Raw genomic sequence first — 16,090 nt, forward strand, 5'->3', positions numbered from 1 at the left:
TGTGTATAGCCCGAAGGGCTAGTTCATTACATAAAATATGTACAATCATATTATAAAAAATTGTGAGGGCTAAAAGGAGCAAGAAGGTAGAGGATGTAAAGTGAGAGAAGACCGGAGCGTACGACTGTACGTGAGGATCTGAACGTAAGAAGCTGACTAAGAGATTCGCCGCTCATTTTAGTCTGAACCCGAACACGGAAGGTAAGCTCGAGCGCCGATGGTAGTTGGGGGATTCACCCTTTAAGAGTAGAACAGTACCAAGCAAAAAGATAAAGAAGCAGCTATTTATAGCGAGACCACTGAAAAAGTTGATAGTTCCGAAAAAAGGGCTATTTTAGGGAGTATATGTTGATTGGAGCGAGCATCCCCTCGCTGCAATCAACAGGTATTTTTAACATGCACTTTTTAAAAAGAGGACTTTTTCAGCAGTCTCATCTATAATTACTTCTTTTTTTGTAGCCTGAAAGCTTGGAGATATTATAAGAAAATGTTAGGCTACTTTAAATTACAATGACAACCTGCTCACATTGATTCATTTCGTACTTTTATAAGGTATTTAATAAAGTTAGCAACAGGTTCTTCAGTAGATTATACTATTAGTATTTTCTAGTGTTATGTAAATTGACTTTTCCTTCTTAGCATCCCCGTCAATATATACTCCATTATCCGTTTCAGCTGTTATTGTATCAATACAAATGACTATTTCATCTTCGAAAGCTACTATGTAATTTTCATTGACTTTATAAGCCTCATTATAATGAACAATATCCATCCCATTAAGAATTTCTCGATATTTATACATTAAACTTACTTGTTCCATGAAATGCCCCTCGATTTCATATAGTAAACAATACCGTTGTCACAGATACCTTACTTAATAACTCTGTTCCTTTTTCTTCGAATATAAGAACGTAGAAAGTAAGAAGGGAATCTTTATGGATGTCGTTTGGATGAATTGTTGGATAAAAGGTAAATCCTTTGTGCTCGCATTTTGAAGTAACTCACTCCACCATTCTGTCTCATATCGGGATATCATGCTTAAATTATACAAAAGTAAGTAGTGAACCATTACTTCTGGGAAATAGCTTGTAAGATCCCGATCCGTTGTTAGGAAGTAAGAATTTAAGGTATGGTGATAATAGAAAGGATGACAATTTAAAGGTGTTAGAAGATGTTGATTGTCAAAAGAGATTTCAATTAGATTTGAAACGCGTTTTACTGAAATATCTAAATTACCTTTAGTAGAGTTCATTATAAAATGACTGAATCTTTCTTCAGTCATATGGAAATTGTCTAAAATTGTTTTATTAATGCCATAGGAATATTCACTTCTCTCTAATGGGAAAGAGACGTTCTCTCCGTAACTAAAATCAAATAATGAGTTTAGTTCAGGAATTCTTTTTAAAAGTGAAATCATCGTAATTTTCTCTCCATCTAGATGTTCCACCTGAAACATCGCTTCAGAGAAATGAGAGAAAAGACCGTTTTTTTGTACTCTTACTTCATCCTTAAGGAAATCATAGGACTGTTTCTTTCTTTTTCTTGTTGATACACCGTGAGCAAGGACAGAAGTAGAATCTGGATATTGAGGATCAACAGATAATAAACACGCCTTTAGCAACTGTGTCATTCCATAGAAGAGCAATACTGGTTTAATAGAGAGCGGTGCTTGATCTGACAGCTGATAATAACTTTTCCCATGCTCTAAGTAGTAAATGAAAGGATAGCAGTTTTGATAACTTTTCTTTTCAGCATCCTCTATATTATTTTTCAGGTAAATTCTGCATAAGAATTCTTGAACATTTGCTGATGATTGAAAGGGAGTGTATGTATGCCATACATTCTGATGGTCAAGCAAAGGAAATTCCTCCGTGTTTTATATTTTTAGAAATTTCAAACTTATACTAACTCCTTGACAGTATTTTATCCAATTGTTACGCTACTACTAATATTTTTTACGAGTACAAGGGGGAAAAGGGTATGTGGGGAAGTAAATTTGCGAAAGAAGGATTTACATTTGATGATGTCTTATTAATTCCAGCAAAATCAGAGGTTATCCCACGTGATGTGGATGTTCGTACTGTTCTTTCTGAAACGGTTAAATTAAACATACCAATCATCAGTGCTGGAATGGATACGGTTACTGAGGCAGAAATGGCCATTGCGATGGCAAGACAAGGTGGATTAGGTATTATTCACAAGAATATGTCAATTGAACAACAGTTTGAACAAGTGGACAAAGTAAAGCGTTCAGAGAGTGGAGTCATCACTAACCCCTTCTTTCTAACTCCAGATCATCAAGTTTACGATGCAGAACATTTAATGGGAAAATATCGGATCTCAGGAGTACCAATTGTAAATAATATGGATGAAAAACTACTGGTTGGTATTCTTACAAACCGTGACCTTCGTTTTATTCAAGATTTTTCAATTAAAATTGCAGATGTAATGACAAAGGAAAATTTAGTTACTGCACCTGTAGGAACTAATTTACATCAAGCTGAAAAGATTTTGCAACGATATAAAATTGAAAAACTTCCATTGGTTGATGAATTTGGGATATTAAAGGGTCTAATAACCATTAAAGATATAGAGAAAGTTATTGAGTTTCCAAACTCAGCAAAGGATAGTCAAGGTAGACTATTAGTGGGTGCCGCAGTTGGTGTAACGGCTGACACAATGCTGCGAGTAGAAAAGCTCGTGAATGCTAGTGCAGATTGCCTTGTATTAGATACAGCACATGGACATTCAAAAGGTGTTCTTGAGAAAGTTCGTGAAATTAAGGCCGCCTATCCAATGATGACTCTAATTGCAGGAAATGTAGCAACAGCTGAAGCAACTAAAGCATTAATTGAAGCAGGAGCAGATGTAGTTAAGGTAGGAATAGGACCAGGATCAATTTGTACGACAAGAGTTGTTGCAGGAGTTGGGGTTCCACAGATAACAGCAATTTATGATTGTGCAACAGAAGCTAAGAAGCACGGTGTAGCTATTATTGCTGACGGTGGTATAAAATATTCTGGTGATCTTGTTAAAGCCCTTGCAGCTGGAGGACATGCAGTTATGCTAGGAAGTATGCTAGCGGGTGTGACTGAAAGTCCAGGGGACAGAGAAATCTATCAAGGACGCCAATTTAAAGTATATCGTGGTATGGGTTCAGTAGGAGCCATGGAAAAGGGAAGTAAAGATCGTTATTTCCAAGAAAATAATCAAAAAGCAGTTCCTGAAGGTATTGAAGGAAGAGTTCCTTATAAAGGTCCGCTCGCTGATACAGTCTATCAGTTAGTTGGTGGGATAAGATCTGGTATGGGGTACTGTGGATCAAAGACACTATATGATTTAAGAGAGTATTCTCAATTTGTGAGGATGACAGGTGCTGGTTTAAGAGAGAGCCATCCACATAACATTCAAATTACAAAGGAAGCTCCAAATTACTCCGTATAATCATTCTATTTTTTCTCTACTTAGACAGAGACCATGTATCTCTGTCTATTTTTTTTCGACATTTTATGATAGTATAATAGGGACAACTTAAGAGGAGGGGAATGTGGTGAAAGAGAGAAAGATATCTTTCCTTTTTTATTTTTGCTTAGTATTTTCATTAGTAATTTCAACTACGTTTACGAACAGCAGAGTAGCTGCTGAATCAGATATATTAGGTGTTGAGGCTGAAGCTGCTATATTAGTAGATGCAAAATCAGGGATGATTCTCTACGAAAAGAATTCTGAAATTTCCTTACCAACTGCGAGTATGACAAAGATGATGACGGAATACCTGGTCTTAGAGGCCCTTGCTGAGGGGAAAATTACTCAAGAGCAAGAAACAGGAATTAGTGATTTTGTTTATCAAATTTCACATAATAGAAATTTATCAAATGTTCCATTAAGAGCGGATGGAAAGTATACGGTAAAAGAGCTTTATGAAGCGATGGCGATCTATTCAGCAAACGGTGCTACCATTGCCCTAGCGGAATTAGTGGCAGGATCAGAAACAAATTTTGTTAAAATGATGAATGAAAAAGCAGAAGAGCTAGGATTAGAGACATATAAGTTTGTGAACTCAACGGGGTTAAACAATGGGGATCTGCTCGGTCAGCACCCACAAGGGACAAAGCCGGATGATGAAAACCTAATGTCAGCTAAATCAACGGCACAATTAGCGTTTCACTTGATCAATGATTATCCAGAAGTACTAGAAACGGCAAGTATTCCAAAAAAGGTATTCAGAGAAGGTACTGACGATAGAATTGAGATGAGTAATTGGAACTGGATGCTACCTAGCTTAGTGTATGGATACGAAGGTGTAGACGGGCTAAAAACTGGTACGACTGATTTAGCCGGTTTCTGTTTCACGGGTACAGCGCAAAGAGATGGAAATCGTCTCATAGCAGTTGTGATGAAATCCATTGGGTATGAAGAAAGATTTGATGATACAGCTAAGTTATTTAATTATGGATTTAGTAATTATGAAACACAAGAGCTCTTCCCATCGGGGTATCAGATAGAAAATCAGCCATCCTTGCCTGTAAGTAAAGGAAAAGAAAAGACTGTTGAAATAGAATCAAAGGAAGCCCTATCTTTGTTTATTAAACGAGGCGAAAAAGAAGAATATTTGCCAAAATTTAAGTTTGATAAAGAGACTCTAACAGCTCCAGTCGAAAAAGGTCAAAAGGTTGGTACATTGTCAGTTAGTTATAAAGGCGAAGAATTGAACTTTCTTCCATCAGAAGGTAATGGAGGAACTAGCACAGATTTGATTACGACAACTAATGTTGAAAAATCAAACTGGTTCGTTCTTATGATGCAAGCTATTGGAGGATTCTTTGCTGATATTTGGACAAGTGCTGCTGATGGTATAAAAGCTTTATTTTAAAAGAAAACTCCCTAATTCAGGGAGTTTTTTGCATTTCCGCTTTTCTTATCTTTATAGTAGGTTTTTTTGCATTTTTACGGTAAAATAAGACAATAACAAGCAGATTATGATCTTGTTTCATTTTTTCCAAAAAGAAAGTACTCATACTTTCATAGGGCATAAGAAAAACTATGAAAATCACCTAGTTTTTCTAATCGAACAAAAGAAGATAGTCTTACATACAGGGGGTAATAATATTGACTCAATTAGGTACTGAACGTGTAAAAAGAGGAATGGCTGAAATGCAAAAGGGTGGCGTTATCATGGACGTTGTTAACGCAGAGCAAGCAAGAATTGCTGAAGAGGCAGGTGCTGTAGCGGTTATGGCGTTAGAGCGTGTTCCAGCTGATATTCGTGCAGCCGGCGGAGTAGCACGAATGGCAGATCCAACAATTACCGAACAAGTTGTTAAGGCTGTATCCATTCCAGTTATGGCAAAGGCTCGTATAGGTCATATCGTTGAGGCTCGTGTACTTGAAGCTTTAGGTGTGGATTACATTGATGAGAGCGAAGTATTAACTCCTGCTGATGAGGAATATCATATTGATAAAAGACAATTCACTGTTCCTTTTGTTTGTGGATGCCGTGATCTAGGTGAAGCAGCAAGACGTATTGGTGAAGGGGCATCTATGCTACGTACAAAGGGTGAACCGGGAACTGGAAATATCGTAGAAGCTGTTCGTCACATGAGAAAAGTTAATGGTCAAGTTCGCAGACTAGTAGCAATGAGCGAAGATGAAGTTATGATGGAAGCAAAGCTATTAGGTGCTCCATTCGAACTTTTATTAGAAATCAAACGCTTAGGTCGTTTACCAGTTGTTAACTTTGCTGCAGGTGGAGTAGCTACTCCAGCAGATGCAGCGCTCATGATGCAATTAGGGGCAGATGGCGTTTTTGTTGGATCCGGCATCTTTAAATCAGAGAATCCTGCTAAGTTTGCGCGTGCAATTGTTGAAGCAACAACACATTATCAGGACTATGAATTAATCGCATCTCTTTCAAAGAACTTAGGAAGTGCAATGAAGGGTGTGGACATCGCATCATTACTACCAGAACAACGCATGCAAGAGCGTGGATGGTAATAAGAGGAGTATGTTAAATGGTTAAGATCGGAGTTTTAGGCCTTCAAGGTGCTGTCAGGGAACATGTTATCTCGTTAGAACAGTCAGGTGCAGAGGCAATTATCGTTAAAAGACCTGAACAGCTTGAAGACTTGGATGGTTTAGTCATTCCAGGTGGGGAAAGTACGACTATGCGCCGCCTTATTGATAAATATGGTTTTATGCAGCCTTTAAAGGATTTTGCTTCTGTTGGCAAGCCTATGTTTGGAACGTGTGCAGGCTTAATCCTTCTTTCCAAAAATATCGTTGGCTATGATGAACCGCATATAGGGGTTATGGATATTACGGTTGAACGGAATGCATTTGGTCGTCAAAAAGAAAGCTTCGAGGCTGAATTGATGATTACTGGTGTTGCTGAAGATTTTATCGGAGTTTTCATCCGTGCGCCTTATGTGGTTGAAGTAGGAGAAGACGTAGAAGTACTATCTAAGCATAATGGTCGAATTGTTGCAGCTAGACAGGGACAATTTTTAGGATGTGCCTTTCACCCAGAGCTAACTGATGACTATCGTTTTGCACACTATTTTGTAAATATGGTGAAAGAATCTAATAAAATGTAGTATAAACTATTGAAACTTGAACAAACTTGTAGTAAATTAAAAATTATTAAAAATTGTTATGTTAAATCGATGATAGGAATTAGTAGCTTGTATCCTTTCTATAGAGAGTCGGTGGCTGGTGTGAACCGATGTTAGGGTCTTGTGAATCCATCCTAGAGTGAAATATCGAAAGGTTGTTTTTCCTAGTAGATATTTTCGGCTTTCTGCCGTTACTTAGACCCAAGAGGAAGGTAGATCTATTCTATTTTCAATTAGGGTGGCAACGCGGGTTAACTCTCGTCCCTTTTACAGGGACGGGAGTTTTTTGTATTTTTTGAACAAAAAGCGCAAGAACCCTGTTTAGCTGGAAGCTGGAGCTAGATTCAAAGGCACTCGTATATTTTAAAACTATAAATAAGTAGGAGGTATATCATGCTGGATTTAAAGCACATTCGTACTAATTTTGAAGAAGTAAAGGAAAAGCTTAAGTTTCGTGGTGAGGATTTATCTGTTCTAGGAAGCTTTGAAGAGTTAGACCAAAGACGCAGAATACTTCTATCAGAGACAGAAGTATTAAAAAGTAAGCGCAATGAAGTTTCTGGGCAAATTTCTGTTTTGAAAAGGGAGAAAAAAGATGCAGAGGATCTAATAGTTGAAATGAGAGAAGTGGGTGACCGCATTAAAGTTCTGGATGATGAGCTCCGTGAAGTGGAGCAAGAGCTTGAATTTCTTCTCCTATCCATCCCAAATATTCCACATGAAAGTGTTCCTGTTGGAAATACAGAGGATGATAACGTAACAATTCGTACATGGGGGGATATTCCTCAATTCTCCTACGAACCAAAGCCACACTGGGATCTAGCAACTGAGTTAGGCATTTTAGATTTTGAACGTGCGGGAAAGGTAACAGGAAGTCGATTTGTGTTCTACAAAGGACTTGGAGCTAGGCTGGAGCGGGCATTGATGAATTTTATGTTAGATCTGCACATTGAAGAGCATGGGTATGAAGAAGTGATTCCTCCCTATATCGTCAATCGTGATAGCATGACCGGAACAGGTCAATTACCTAAATTTGAAGATGATGCATTTAAAATAGTTGGAGAGGAGTACTTCCTCGTTCCGACGGCAGAGGTGCCCGTAACAAATATGCATCGTGATGAAATACTTAGTGCAGAACAGCTACCCATTAATTACGCAGCATTTAGTGCATGCTTCCGCTCTGAAGCGGGTTCAGCAGGTCGTGACACGAGAGGTCTTATTCGCCAGCATCAGTTTAATAAAGTAGAGCTAGTTAAGTTTGTGAAACCTGAGGAATCATATGATGAATTGGAAAAATTAACATCTCATGCTGAAAAGGTTTTACAACTATTAAATTTACCGTATCAAGTGTTAAGTATGTGTACAGCTGATCTTGGATTCACTGCAGCCAAGAAGTATGATATTGAAGTGTGGATACCAAGTGGTAATACCTACCGAGAAATATCTTCTTGTAGCAATTTTGAGGCTTTCCAAGCCCGTCGTGCTAATATTCGTTTCCGCCGTGAACCGAATGCAAAGCCTGAGCATGTTCATACGTTAAATGGTTCTGGATTAGCTCTAGGCAGAACAGTTGCTGCTATATTAGAGAATTATCAACAAGATGATGGATCAATCATCATTCCTGAAGTATTAAGACCATATATGGGTAATAAAGAAGTGATTCAATAAAGGCGGGGAAATGATCCCCTCCTTTTTTAAGGAAATAGGTTGACAAGCTTCACCTAAATTTGATATAGTAATACATGTCATACGGAGGAATACCCAAGTTCGGCTGAAGGGATCGGTCTTGAAAACCGACAGGGGTGTCAAAACCCGCGGGGGTTCGAATCCCTCTTCCTCCTCCATTATTATTTAATAGTGATCAACAATTAAGCGCATAATTAATTGGAGATTGTCGGGAAGTTCATTACAACTGTAATGGGCTTTTTTTTTCATAAAAAAAAAGATGTGCACGTTTTAGTGCACATCACAACTCAAATTTTGATAGGACTTTGAAGTCTTTTTGTTTGTTGCATAAAGTGAGCAACCTTTTGAATGATTGGTTCTTCAACGGATCCGTTATTAGCGATCACATCATACTCCTTGATATTTAACCGCAATACAGGACAACCATTAAAATTGTTTATCCAATACTCATATCGAGCATGCATCTCTTTCCAGTATTCAATAGGTGTCTGCTGTTCCATAGGTCTACCACGTTCTTTTATACGATCTAATATATCTTCAATGCTTCCTTCTAAATAAATAAGCAAATCTGGGTGAGGGAAGTATGGAGTCATGACCATTGCTTCAAAAAGGCTCGTGTATGTCTCATAGTCAACCTTTGTCATAGTTCCTTTATCAAAATGCATTTTTGCGAAGATCCCAGTGTCCTCGTAGATGGAGCGGTCTTGAATAAATCCGCCTCCATACTCAAAAATCTTCTTTTGCTCTTTAAAACGCTCAGCCAGAAAATAGATTTGTAAATGAAAGCTCCATCTCTCAAAGTCTTGGTAAAATTTATCGAGGTAAGGATTGGAATCTACTTTTTCAAAGGAGGTTCTAAATCCTAGTGCATCCGCTAAAGCTTTTGTCATGGTTGATTTTCCAACACCAACTGTACCTGCAATAGTGATGACAGCATCACTAGGTATTTCATATTTTTCTAGTAACTTCATAAAACTGCTCTCCCTTTTACTGTTAATTCAACTGCTGAAAGTATCTTCTCTAAATCCTTCTCGTTCATGACAAAATCAAGCTCGTCCCCACTAAATTTTAAGATCGGTATGTGTGGATTGTTCTGCTGGAAAGCATCCATTGCTTTGTCATAATCAATGATAAGCTGCTGTAAATAGGAAGCACTCATCTTTCTTTCTATTTCCCGACCACGCTTTGCCACTCGGTACAATAAAGTATCAAGGCTAGCGTGAAGGTAAATAATGACATTCGGTGTTGGCATATCCTCAGTTAAAATATCGTAAACCTGTCTATATTTTTTAAATTGATAGGGACTTAATGTTCTTTCTGCAAATATAATATTCTTCATACTATGATAATCAGCAACTACTGGCTGTTCTTTCTTTAAATAGTCTTGATGAATGTCCTCTAACTGTTTATAGCGGTTGCAAAGGAAAAACATTTCTGTCTGAAAGCTCCACCCTTTAATGTCGGAATAAAACTTTCCTAAAAACGGGTTCTCATCTACGATCTCTTTTAATAATTGGTATTGAAAACGTTCAGCAATATATTTCGCTAGTGAGGTTTTTCCAACACCAATAGGACCCTCTACTGTAATGAAAGGTGTTTGATTCATTTGTTGCTCCCCCTTAACTCCACAAAACTCTAAAAAAAAACAATTACTGTCAAAAAACTACATATTTTTTGAGTGACAAGCTTTATTTTATCACAGAGTGAAAGACGAGAGGGGGGAAAAATAAAAAATCCTACTTTTCCAGAAGTAGGATCCCATAAACTATCTTTTTGTGACATTAAAATTCTCATTAATAAGCAGCCAATTTTGAGGAAAAGGAAGTCCAAGCTTCCAATAACTAATTCCTCGAAGTCCTAACTCTTTGATCAGATCAAACTTTGCCTGTATGGACCTAGCATCTTCAAACCAAACCTTATGCTGTTTACCCGCATTATCCGTGTACTCAAAATGTGGGGCTTGAGCTTTATAATCATATTGAATGGATACGTTTTGCTGACCGGCTAGCTCGATTGCTTGTTGTGGACTCACTGCTTTTGCATAATCACCACCAGCTACAAAAGGGAGGGTCCAATCATACCCGTATAAATTTTGCCCCATCATAATCTTTGATCCTGGCATCTCAGTTAACGCATATTCTAGTACTTCACGGACAGGACCTATTGGCGAGACAGGCATAGCGGGACCACCACTATATCCCCACTCATATGTCATAATCACGACAAAATCAGCAATCTGTCCATGCGCTTTATAGTCATGCGCTTCATACCATTTTCCCTTTTGATCAGCACTAGTCTTAGGTGCGAGAGCGGTCGACATTAAATAACCTTCAGCAGAGAGGCGAGCTTTTGCTTTTCGTAAGAATGCATTATAGCGTTCACGGTCCTCAGGACGCAAATACTCCATGTCAAAATGGATATCACGGAAATTGTATTTTTTTGCAGTGCTGATAATGGAGTTTAGCAATGTCGTCTGGAGAGTATCACTTGTTAAGATAATTCGACCTAGTTCATCACTAAATTGACCTTCCTCTAAGTTAGTTACAACCATCATTAGTGTTACTTTGTTCTGGCTTGCTATGGTAGGAAAGTTATTCAACAAAGGTTCTTTTAGTGTGCCATCACGTTTAATTTGGAAACTAAAGGGTGCTAAATAGGTTAAGTAAGGAGCAGCATCTCTTGCTGCTGATTCTACTTGTGGACTTACACTTGCACCCAATGGTTCTACATATGCATTAATCTCAGCATTGCGCTTCGGTAATTGCGGGATATATAACCGTGTCCCAAAGGTAAGTGGTTGCGTAGGTGAAATACGATTAATTTGTGCAAGCCTTTGAAAGGAAATCCCATACCCGTTAGCAATTGACCAGAGACTGTCACCTGACTTGACCCAATAAAATTGGCCGATGATCGGTATCACTAATGTTTGCCCTGCGACCAGGCGATTTGGTTGTCTAATATCGTTTGCTTCCACAATGTCACTCACAGTTGTTCCATAGGCCTGAGAGATACCATATAGTGTTTGTCCACGTTGAACAACATGGATTTGCATATTTATACCCCCTTTTTTAAAGAATCACCAGTATCATGTTTATTTTAAATAATGGGTAGAAATGCTACTTTTGTGTTTTTTACATGTAATTTGCTATAATGAGATTATTATTTTGAAGGAGTTATGACCTTGACGGATGAATTACATCATTATTTTATGAAGCTTGCGATTGAAGAAGCGAAAAAGGCGGAGGCCATTGGTGAAGTTCCAATAGGTGCAGTTTTGGTTATGGATGGAGAGGTTATTGCAACTGGGTACAATCTAAGGGAGACAGAGCAAAGGTCGATGGCGCATGCCGAAATGCTTGTTATTGATAAAGCTTGCAAGAAGTTAGGTTCATGGAGACTAGAGGATACTACATTATATGTGACACTTGAGCCATGCCCAATGTGTGCTGGCGGAATTGTTCTTTCAAGAATTCCAAGAGTGGTCTATGGTGCGAGTGACCCAAAAGGCGGTTGTGCCGGGACACTTATGAATCTCCTAGATGAGCCGCGATTTAACCATCAATCAACGGTTGTTCGAGGTATCTTAGAAGAAGAATGTGGGGCATTACTCACAAATTTTTTCCAGAACTTGCGCAATCAGAGAAAGAGTACCAAATGATTGAATTATTAACAAATCAATCTCGTTGCTTTTTTCACACTCCCGTTATATACTTGTTTATGCGCCTATTAAGACGCCTAACTTTGGTATCAATTTTACCGTGCTAAGCGGGGAGGTAGCGGTGCCCTGTACTCGCAATCCGCTCTAGCGAGGCTGAATTCCTTCTTGAGGTTTATTCATTGTAGGGCTGCCCTTAGTAAGTGGTGTTGACGTCTGGGTCCTGCGCAACGAGAATCCATGAACCCTGTCAGATCCGGAAGGAAGCAGCAGTAAGTGGACCATCTCGTGTGCCGCAGGGCTACCTGGACCGAGCTAACTGCTAAGGTAACGCCTATGATGGTAAATCGACGGAAGGTGCACGGTATTTTATAAAATAATATACAAAACTCACTTCTTAACGGAGTGAGTTTTTTGTTTGTTTTCTCATTACTTTCACTTAATGTAGTAAACTTTCTTTCATTTCTCTTTATCTTTGAAATTAAAAAGAAAGATACGGTATAATAGATAGATAAAGAATACGGAAGAAGGGGGTTTGATATGGCATATCAAGCGTTATACCGAGTATGGAGGCCACAAAGTTTTCAAGATGTAGTCGGACAAGAACATATTACAAAGACGCTACAAAATGCCCTTCTTCAAGAAAAGATATCTCATGCTTACTTATTTTCAGGTCCCAGAGGAACAGGTAAGACGAGTGCTGCTAAGATTATTGCTAAGGCAATCAACTGCGAAAAATCCCCTGTTAGTGAGCCTTGTAATGAATGCGAAACATGTAAGTCCATTACAAAAGGATCCAATCCTGACGTATTTGAGATTGATGCTGCGTCTAACAACGGTGTAGATGAAATTAGAGACATCCGTGATAAAGTAAAGTTTGCTCCTAGTTCATCTCGCTATAAAGTCTATATAATTGATGAAGTACATATGCTATCTATTGGTGCTTTTAATGCTCTATTAAAAACGCTTGAGGAACCACCAAAGCACGTGATATTTATTCTAGCGACAACTGAACCGCATAAAATTCCATTAACGATTATCTCAAGATGTCAACGTTTTGATTTTAAGCGAATATCGGCAGTTTCTATTGTTGGGCGTATGAAAACAATCGTGCAAGAACAAAAGGTATTTATAGAAGAAGATGCAATGTTTGCCATTGCAAGAGCTGCTGATGGCGGAATGAGAGATGCGTTAAGTATACTAGATCAGGCAATTGCTTTAAGTGATGAATTGGTCACGATAGATAATGTACTACTGATTACAGGAGCGGTTTCACAACAGTTCTTAATGACAATAGTACAATCCATGCAAAATTCACAAGTGCCCTCTGCCTTACAAGCCCTAGATGAACTTATGAATCAAGGGAAGGATCCAAAACGCTTTATCGAGGACTTAATTTACTTTTACCGAGATATGTTATTGTATAAATCATCACCAAAACTAGAAGATCTATTAGTAATAGTGACGGTGGAATCATCTTTTCAAGAGCTAGCACGAATAATCCCAACTGAGAGAATATATGAGATTATAGATGTATTAAGTAAATGCCAACAAGAAATGAAATGGACCAATCAACCGAAAATTCTCGTTGAAATCTCAATTGTCAAGCTATGTCAGCAAGAGTCAAGCGCATTACCAGAATTGGATTCACTTGTTCAGAGAATTAAGGATCTAGAAAGAGAAGTAACAGATCTCAAAACAAAGGGAATACAGATTAATTCAAAATCAGAAACCTCAGAAACAAAGGATTCGAGAGTACAAAAGTCGAATAAGGGTAATTACCGTATTCCGAGTGGAAGGGTTACTGAGGTGTTAAAACAAGCAACCAAACAGAACCTCAGCACGGTAAAGAGTGCTTGGGGGAGTATGCTCGAACAACTCAGAAAGCAAAATAAGGTTTCGCATGCAGCGTTGTTAAGTGAGAGTGAGCCTGTTGCAGCATCAGAGAAGGCTTTTATTTTAGCGTTTAAATTCGAAATTCACTGTAAGATGGCTGCGGAGAACACAAATAACGTCAGAGATAATCTAGAAGGCATTTTAAATGATATTCTTGGAAAGAAATACGAAATGGTTGCCATCCCTGAATCGGAATGGGGTAAACTAAGAGAAGAGTATATTCGTGAGCAACGCAATGAAACAGAGGAGACTGAAGCAAAAGAAGAAGATCTCCTTATTTCAGAAGCCAGAAAGTTAGTTGGCGCAGAGCTCATTGAAATAATAGAAGAATAAAGATATTTTTAAGGAGGAAACATTGATGCGTGGTGGAATGGGAAATATGGGAAATATGATGAAGCAAATGCAAAAAATGCAAAAACAAATGGCAAAAGCACAAGAAGAATTAGGTGAAAAGCGAATTGAAGGATCAGCTGGTGGCGGTATGGTAACTGTTATTGCTAGTGGAAATAAAGAAATTCTGGATGTAATTATAAAGGAAGAAGTCGTTGACCCTGAAGACATTGAAATGCTACAAGATTTAATAGTAGCAGCTACAAATGATGCACTAAAGAAAGTAGAAGAACTGACCAATAATACAATGGGGCAATTTACAAAGGGAATGAATATGCCTGGATTGTTTTAATAAGTTAGTCTGTCTACATTACAGGAGGAAAACGTATTGCATTATCCAGAGCCCATATCTAAATTAATTGAGAGCTTTATGAAGTTGCCAGGTATCGGACCGAAAACAGCGGTTCGACTGGCTTTTTTCGTTTTAAATATGAAAGAAGAAGATGTACTTGAGTTTGCAAAGAATTTAGTCAATGCAAAAAGAAATCTAACCCATTGTTCAATATGTGGGCATATTACTGACAAGGATCCGTGCCGGATTTGTGAGGACCAGTCAAGAGACAAGTCCGTTATTTGTGTGGTCCAAGATCCTAAAGATGTAATTGCTATGGAAAGAATGAGAGAGTATCACGGTTATTATCATGTATTGCATGGAGCTATTTCACCGATGGATGGAATAGGCCCAGAAGATATCAATATACCAGATTTATTAAAACGCCTTCAGGGTGAAACAGTCCAAGAAATTATCTTGGCAACAAATCCGAATATAGAAGGTGAAGCAACAGCCATGTATATTTCCAGGCTTCTGAAACCAACGGGTATTCGAATGACTAGGATTGCACACGGATTACCAGTAGGTGGAGATCTAGAATATGCCGATGAGGTAACCCTCTCAAAGGCAATAGAGGGCCGTAGAGAAATATAGAGATAAAAGGGGGACCAACATGTTTTTTCAACGCAAAGGAAAGCTTAGAAAAGAGTTCAATGACCAACTATTAGAAGGTCTAGAAAGAACCAAAAACGAATGGAAAAAACAAAAGGACTTAGTAAATAGATGTGTGGAGCCTTCTAATGAACTTTTATTTCATTTAAAAGTCTCAGAAGCAAAGTATTTCTATTTAATAAGAGAAGCGAAATCTAGAAAAGTTTCTTTGATGGGATAAATATACGGAAACAAACTTCAGTTCTTTTTTTAATTTCTTCTCATAATCATGTAATAAAGTAGACATGTACACATGAGGAGGAATTAATGTTTTTATGGAACCAACGATCGTTCTTTCAATTTTAGGTGGTATCATTATTTTGTTATTGTTAGTAGGTGCTCCCATTAGACCTATGAGATGGATTGGTCAGGGATTAATTAAAATAATAATAGGAGCACTGCTACTCTTTTTTCTTAATGCATTAGGCACTACATTCAACCTACATGTACCGATTAATTTAGTAACCTCAACAGTATCGGGTTTTTTAGGGATACCAGGATTACTCGCCCTTGTTGTTATTCAAAAGTATATACTTTAAGAAGGAAACAGATGGTTGAACCATTTGTTTCTTTTTTAATTGACAGAGGACTATTTTCATGTTAAATTAATAAGCGTCGTCTCAGAGGAACGAAACATTTTATTGAAAAAAATTATTGACTTTAGACGAATGGTTATGATATATTAATTAAGTCGCTTGTGAGCGGCAATGAAATTCTCAGTACCAGTTCTTTGAAAACTAAACAGAACTTCAAGCGTGACTTGGACTTTCTAGTCCTTGTCAAAATGTAACAAAACATCTGTATTCATACAGATGAAGGTTCTTTTCACTTTTGTGAGGGAACTATTGAAAGCTATTTTCGCTATCGCGA

At 38.0% G+C, this 16,090-nt stretch carries 16 protein-coding genes, 1 tRNA gene, 1 other RNA gene and 1 other annotated feature; of the genes, 13 read left to right on the forward strand and 5 right to left on the reverse strand.

What is annotated here, in order from left to right:
* Nucleotides 1-580: 580 nt before the first annotated feature.
* Together ACOI1C_RS21250 and ACOI1C_RS21255 are read right to left on the reverse strand one after the other, a co-directional pair.
* A complete protein-coding gene (locus tag ACOI1C_RS21250) occupies nucleotides 581-820 on the reverse strand; it encodes a hypothetical protein (RefSeq protein WP_422512564.1) in 240 nt (79 codons plus the stop codon).
* A gap of 54 nt (nucleotides 821-874) precedes the next feature.
* The gene (locus tag ACOI1C_RS21255) at nucleotides 875-1,858 is read right to left on the reverse strand and encodes a YaaC family protein (protein ID WP_422512565.1); all 984 of its coding nucleotides are present in this window, start codon (nucleotides 1,856-1,858) and stop codon (nucleotides 875-877) included.
* A gap of 122 nt (nucleotides 1,859-1,980) precedes the next feature.
* Here ACOI1C_RS21255 and guaB point away from each other — a divergent pair, with 122 nt between their 5' ends.
* The 6 genes from guaB to ACOI1C_RS21285 all read left to right on the forward strand — a co-directional run bounded on the left by guaB (nucleotide 1,981) and on the right by ACOI1C_RS21285 (nucleotide 8,455).
* Nucleotides 1,981-3,444 carry an IMP dehydrogenase gene (guaB, locus tag ACOI1C_RS21260; protein ID WP_422512567.1) on the forward strand — a complete coding sequence of 488 codons (1,464 nt, stop codon included), beginning with the start codon at nucleotides 1,981-1,983 and terminating at the stop codon, nucleotides 3,442-3,444.
* Nucleotides 3,445-3,550: 106 nt separating this feature from the next.
* Complete coding sequence (locus ACOI1C_RS21265) at nucleotides 3,551-4,873, forward strand: serine hydrolase (RefSeq protein WP_422512568.1); 1,323 nt, start codon at nucleotides 3,551-3,553, stop codon at nucleotides 4,871-4,873.
* Nucleotides 4,874-5,109: 236 nt separating this feature from the next.
* Complete coding sequence (pdxS, locus tag ACOI1C_RS21270) at nucleotides 5,110-5,994, forward strand: pyridoxal 5'-phosphate synthase lyase subunit PdxS (RefSeq protein ID WP_422512569.1); 885 nt, start codon at nucleotides 5,110-5,112, stop codon at nucleotides 5,992-5,994.
* Between the two features lie 17 nt (nucleotides 5,995-6,011).
* Nucleotides 6,012-6,593, forward strand: a complete 582-nt coding sequence (pdxT, locus tag ACOI1C_RS21275; protein WP_422512571.1) for a pyridoxal 5'-phosphate synthase glutaminase subunit PdxT — start codon at nucleotides 6,012-6,014, stop codon at nucleotides 6,591-6,593.
* A 60-nt stretch (nucleotides 6,594-6,653) separates the two neighbouring features.
* Nucleotides 6,654-6,880: a binding site (T-box leader), on the forward strand.
* Nucleotides 6,881-7,004: 124 nt separating this feature from the next.
* Nucleotides 7,005-8,279, forward strand: a complete 1,275-nt coding sequence (gene serS, locus ACOI1C_RS21280; protein ID WP_422512573.1) for a serine--tRNA ligase — start codon at nucleotides 7,005-7,007, stop codon at nucleotides 8,277-8,279.
* Nucleotides 8,280-8,362: 83 nt separating this feature from the next.
* Nucleotides 8,363-8,455: transfer RNA gene (locus ACOI1C_RS21285), tRNA-Ser, on the forward strand.
* A gap of 129 nt (nucleotides 8,456-8,584) precedes the next feature.
* Here the strand turns inward: ACOI1C_RS21285 and ACOI1C_RS21290 are convergent.
* The 3 genes from ACOI1C_RS21290 to ACOI1C_RS21300 form a co-directional block, all read right to left on the reverse strand.
* A complete protein-coding gene (locus tag ACOI1C_RS21290; protein ID WP_422512574.1) occupies nucleotides 8,585-9,268 on the reverse strand; it encodes a deoxynucleoside kinase in 684 nt (227 codons plus the stop codon).
* On the reverse strand, nucleotides 9,265-9,903 hold the full coding sequence (locus ACOI1C_RS21295; RefSeq protein WP_422512575.1) for a deoxynucleoside kinase: 639 nt from the start codon (nucleotides 9,901-9,903) through the stop codon (nucleotides 9,265-9,267). The genes ACOI1C_RS21290 and ACOI1C_RS21295 overlap by 4 nt, the downstream gene beginning before the upstream one ends.
* 159 nt (nucleotides 9,904-10,062) lie before the next feature.
* The gene (locus ACOI1C_RS21300) at nucleotides 10,063-11,349 is read right to left on the reverse strand and encodes a LysM peptidoglycan-binding domain-containing protein (RefSeq protein WP_422512576.1); all 1,287 of its coding nucleotides are present in this window, start codon (nucleotides 11,347-11,349) and stop codon (nucleotides 10,063-10,065) included.
* A 129-nt stretch (nucleotides 11,350-11,478) separates the two neighbouring features.
* On the opposite strand from ACOI1C_RS21300, the gene tadA reads away from it, so the two are divergent.
* The 7 genes from tadA (at nucleotide 11,479) to ACOI1C_RS21335 (ending at nucleotide 15,759) form a co-directional block, all read left to right on the forward strand.
* The gene (gene tadA, locus ACOI1C_RS21305) at nucleotides 11,479-11,955 is read left to right on the forward strand and encodes a tRNA adenosine(34) deaminase TadA (protein WP_422512578.1); all 477 of its coding nucleotides are present in this window, start codon (nucleotides 11,479-11,481) and stop codon (nucleotides 11,953-11,955) included.
* A 98-nt stretch (nucleotides 11,956-12,053) separates the two neighbouring features.
* An RNA gene (gene ffs, locus ACOI1C_RS21310) (signal recognition particle sRNA large type) lies at nucleotides 12,054-12,317 on the forward strand.
* A gap of 175 nt (nucleotides 12,318-12,492) precedes the next feature.
* A complete protein-coding gene (gene dnaX / locus ACOI1C_RS21315; protein ID WP_422512579.1) occupies nucleotides 12,493-14,181 on the forward strand; it encodes a DNA polymerase III subunit gamma/tau in 1,689 nt (562 codons plus the stop codon).
* A 25-nt stretch (nucleotides 14,182-14,206) separates the two neighbouring features.
* Nucleotides 14,207-14,530 (forward strand): YbaB/EbfC family nucleoid-associated protein, encoded by a 324-nt coding sequence (locus ACOI1C_RS21320; protein WP_422512581.1) that lies wholly within the window; start codon nucleotides 14,207-14,209, stop codon nucleotides 14,528-14,530.
* A gap of 36 nt (nucleotides 14,531-14,566) precedes the next feature.
* A complete protein-coding gene (recR, locus tag ACOI1C_RS21325; RefSeq protein WP_422512583.1) occupies nucleotides 14,567-15,163 on the forward strand; it encodes a recombination mediator RecR in 597 nt (198 codons plus the stop codon).
* Nucleotides 15,164-15,182: 19 nt separating this feature from the next.
* Nucleotides 15,183-15,401 carry a YaaL family protein gene (locus ACOI1C_RS21330; RefSeq protein ID WP_422512584.1) on the forward strand — a complete coding sequence of 73 codons (219 nt, stop codon included), beginning with the start codon at nucleotides 15,183-15,185 and terminating at the stop codon, nucleotides 15,399-15,401.
* A 94-nt stretch (nucleotides 15,402-15,495) separates the two neighbouring features.
* Complete coding sequence (locus ACOI1C_RS21335) at nucleotides 15,496-15,759, forward strand: pro-sigmaK processing inhibitor BofA family protein (protein WP_422512586.1); 264 nt, start codon at nucleotides 15,496-15,498, stop codon at nucleotides 15,757-15,759.
* Nucleotides 15,760-16,090: the final 331 nt, after the last annotated feature.

The organism is Bacillus sp. DJP31, assembly GCF_049310945.1.
Lineage (GTDB): Bacteria > Bacillota > Bacilli > Bacillales > SA4 > Bacillus_BS.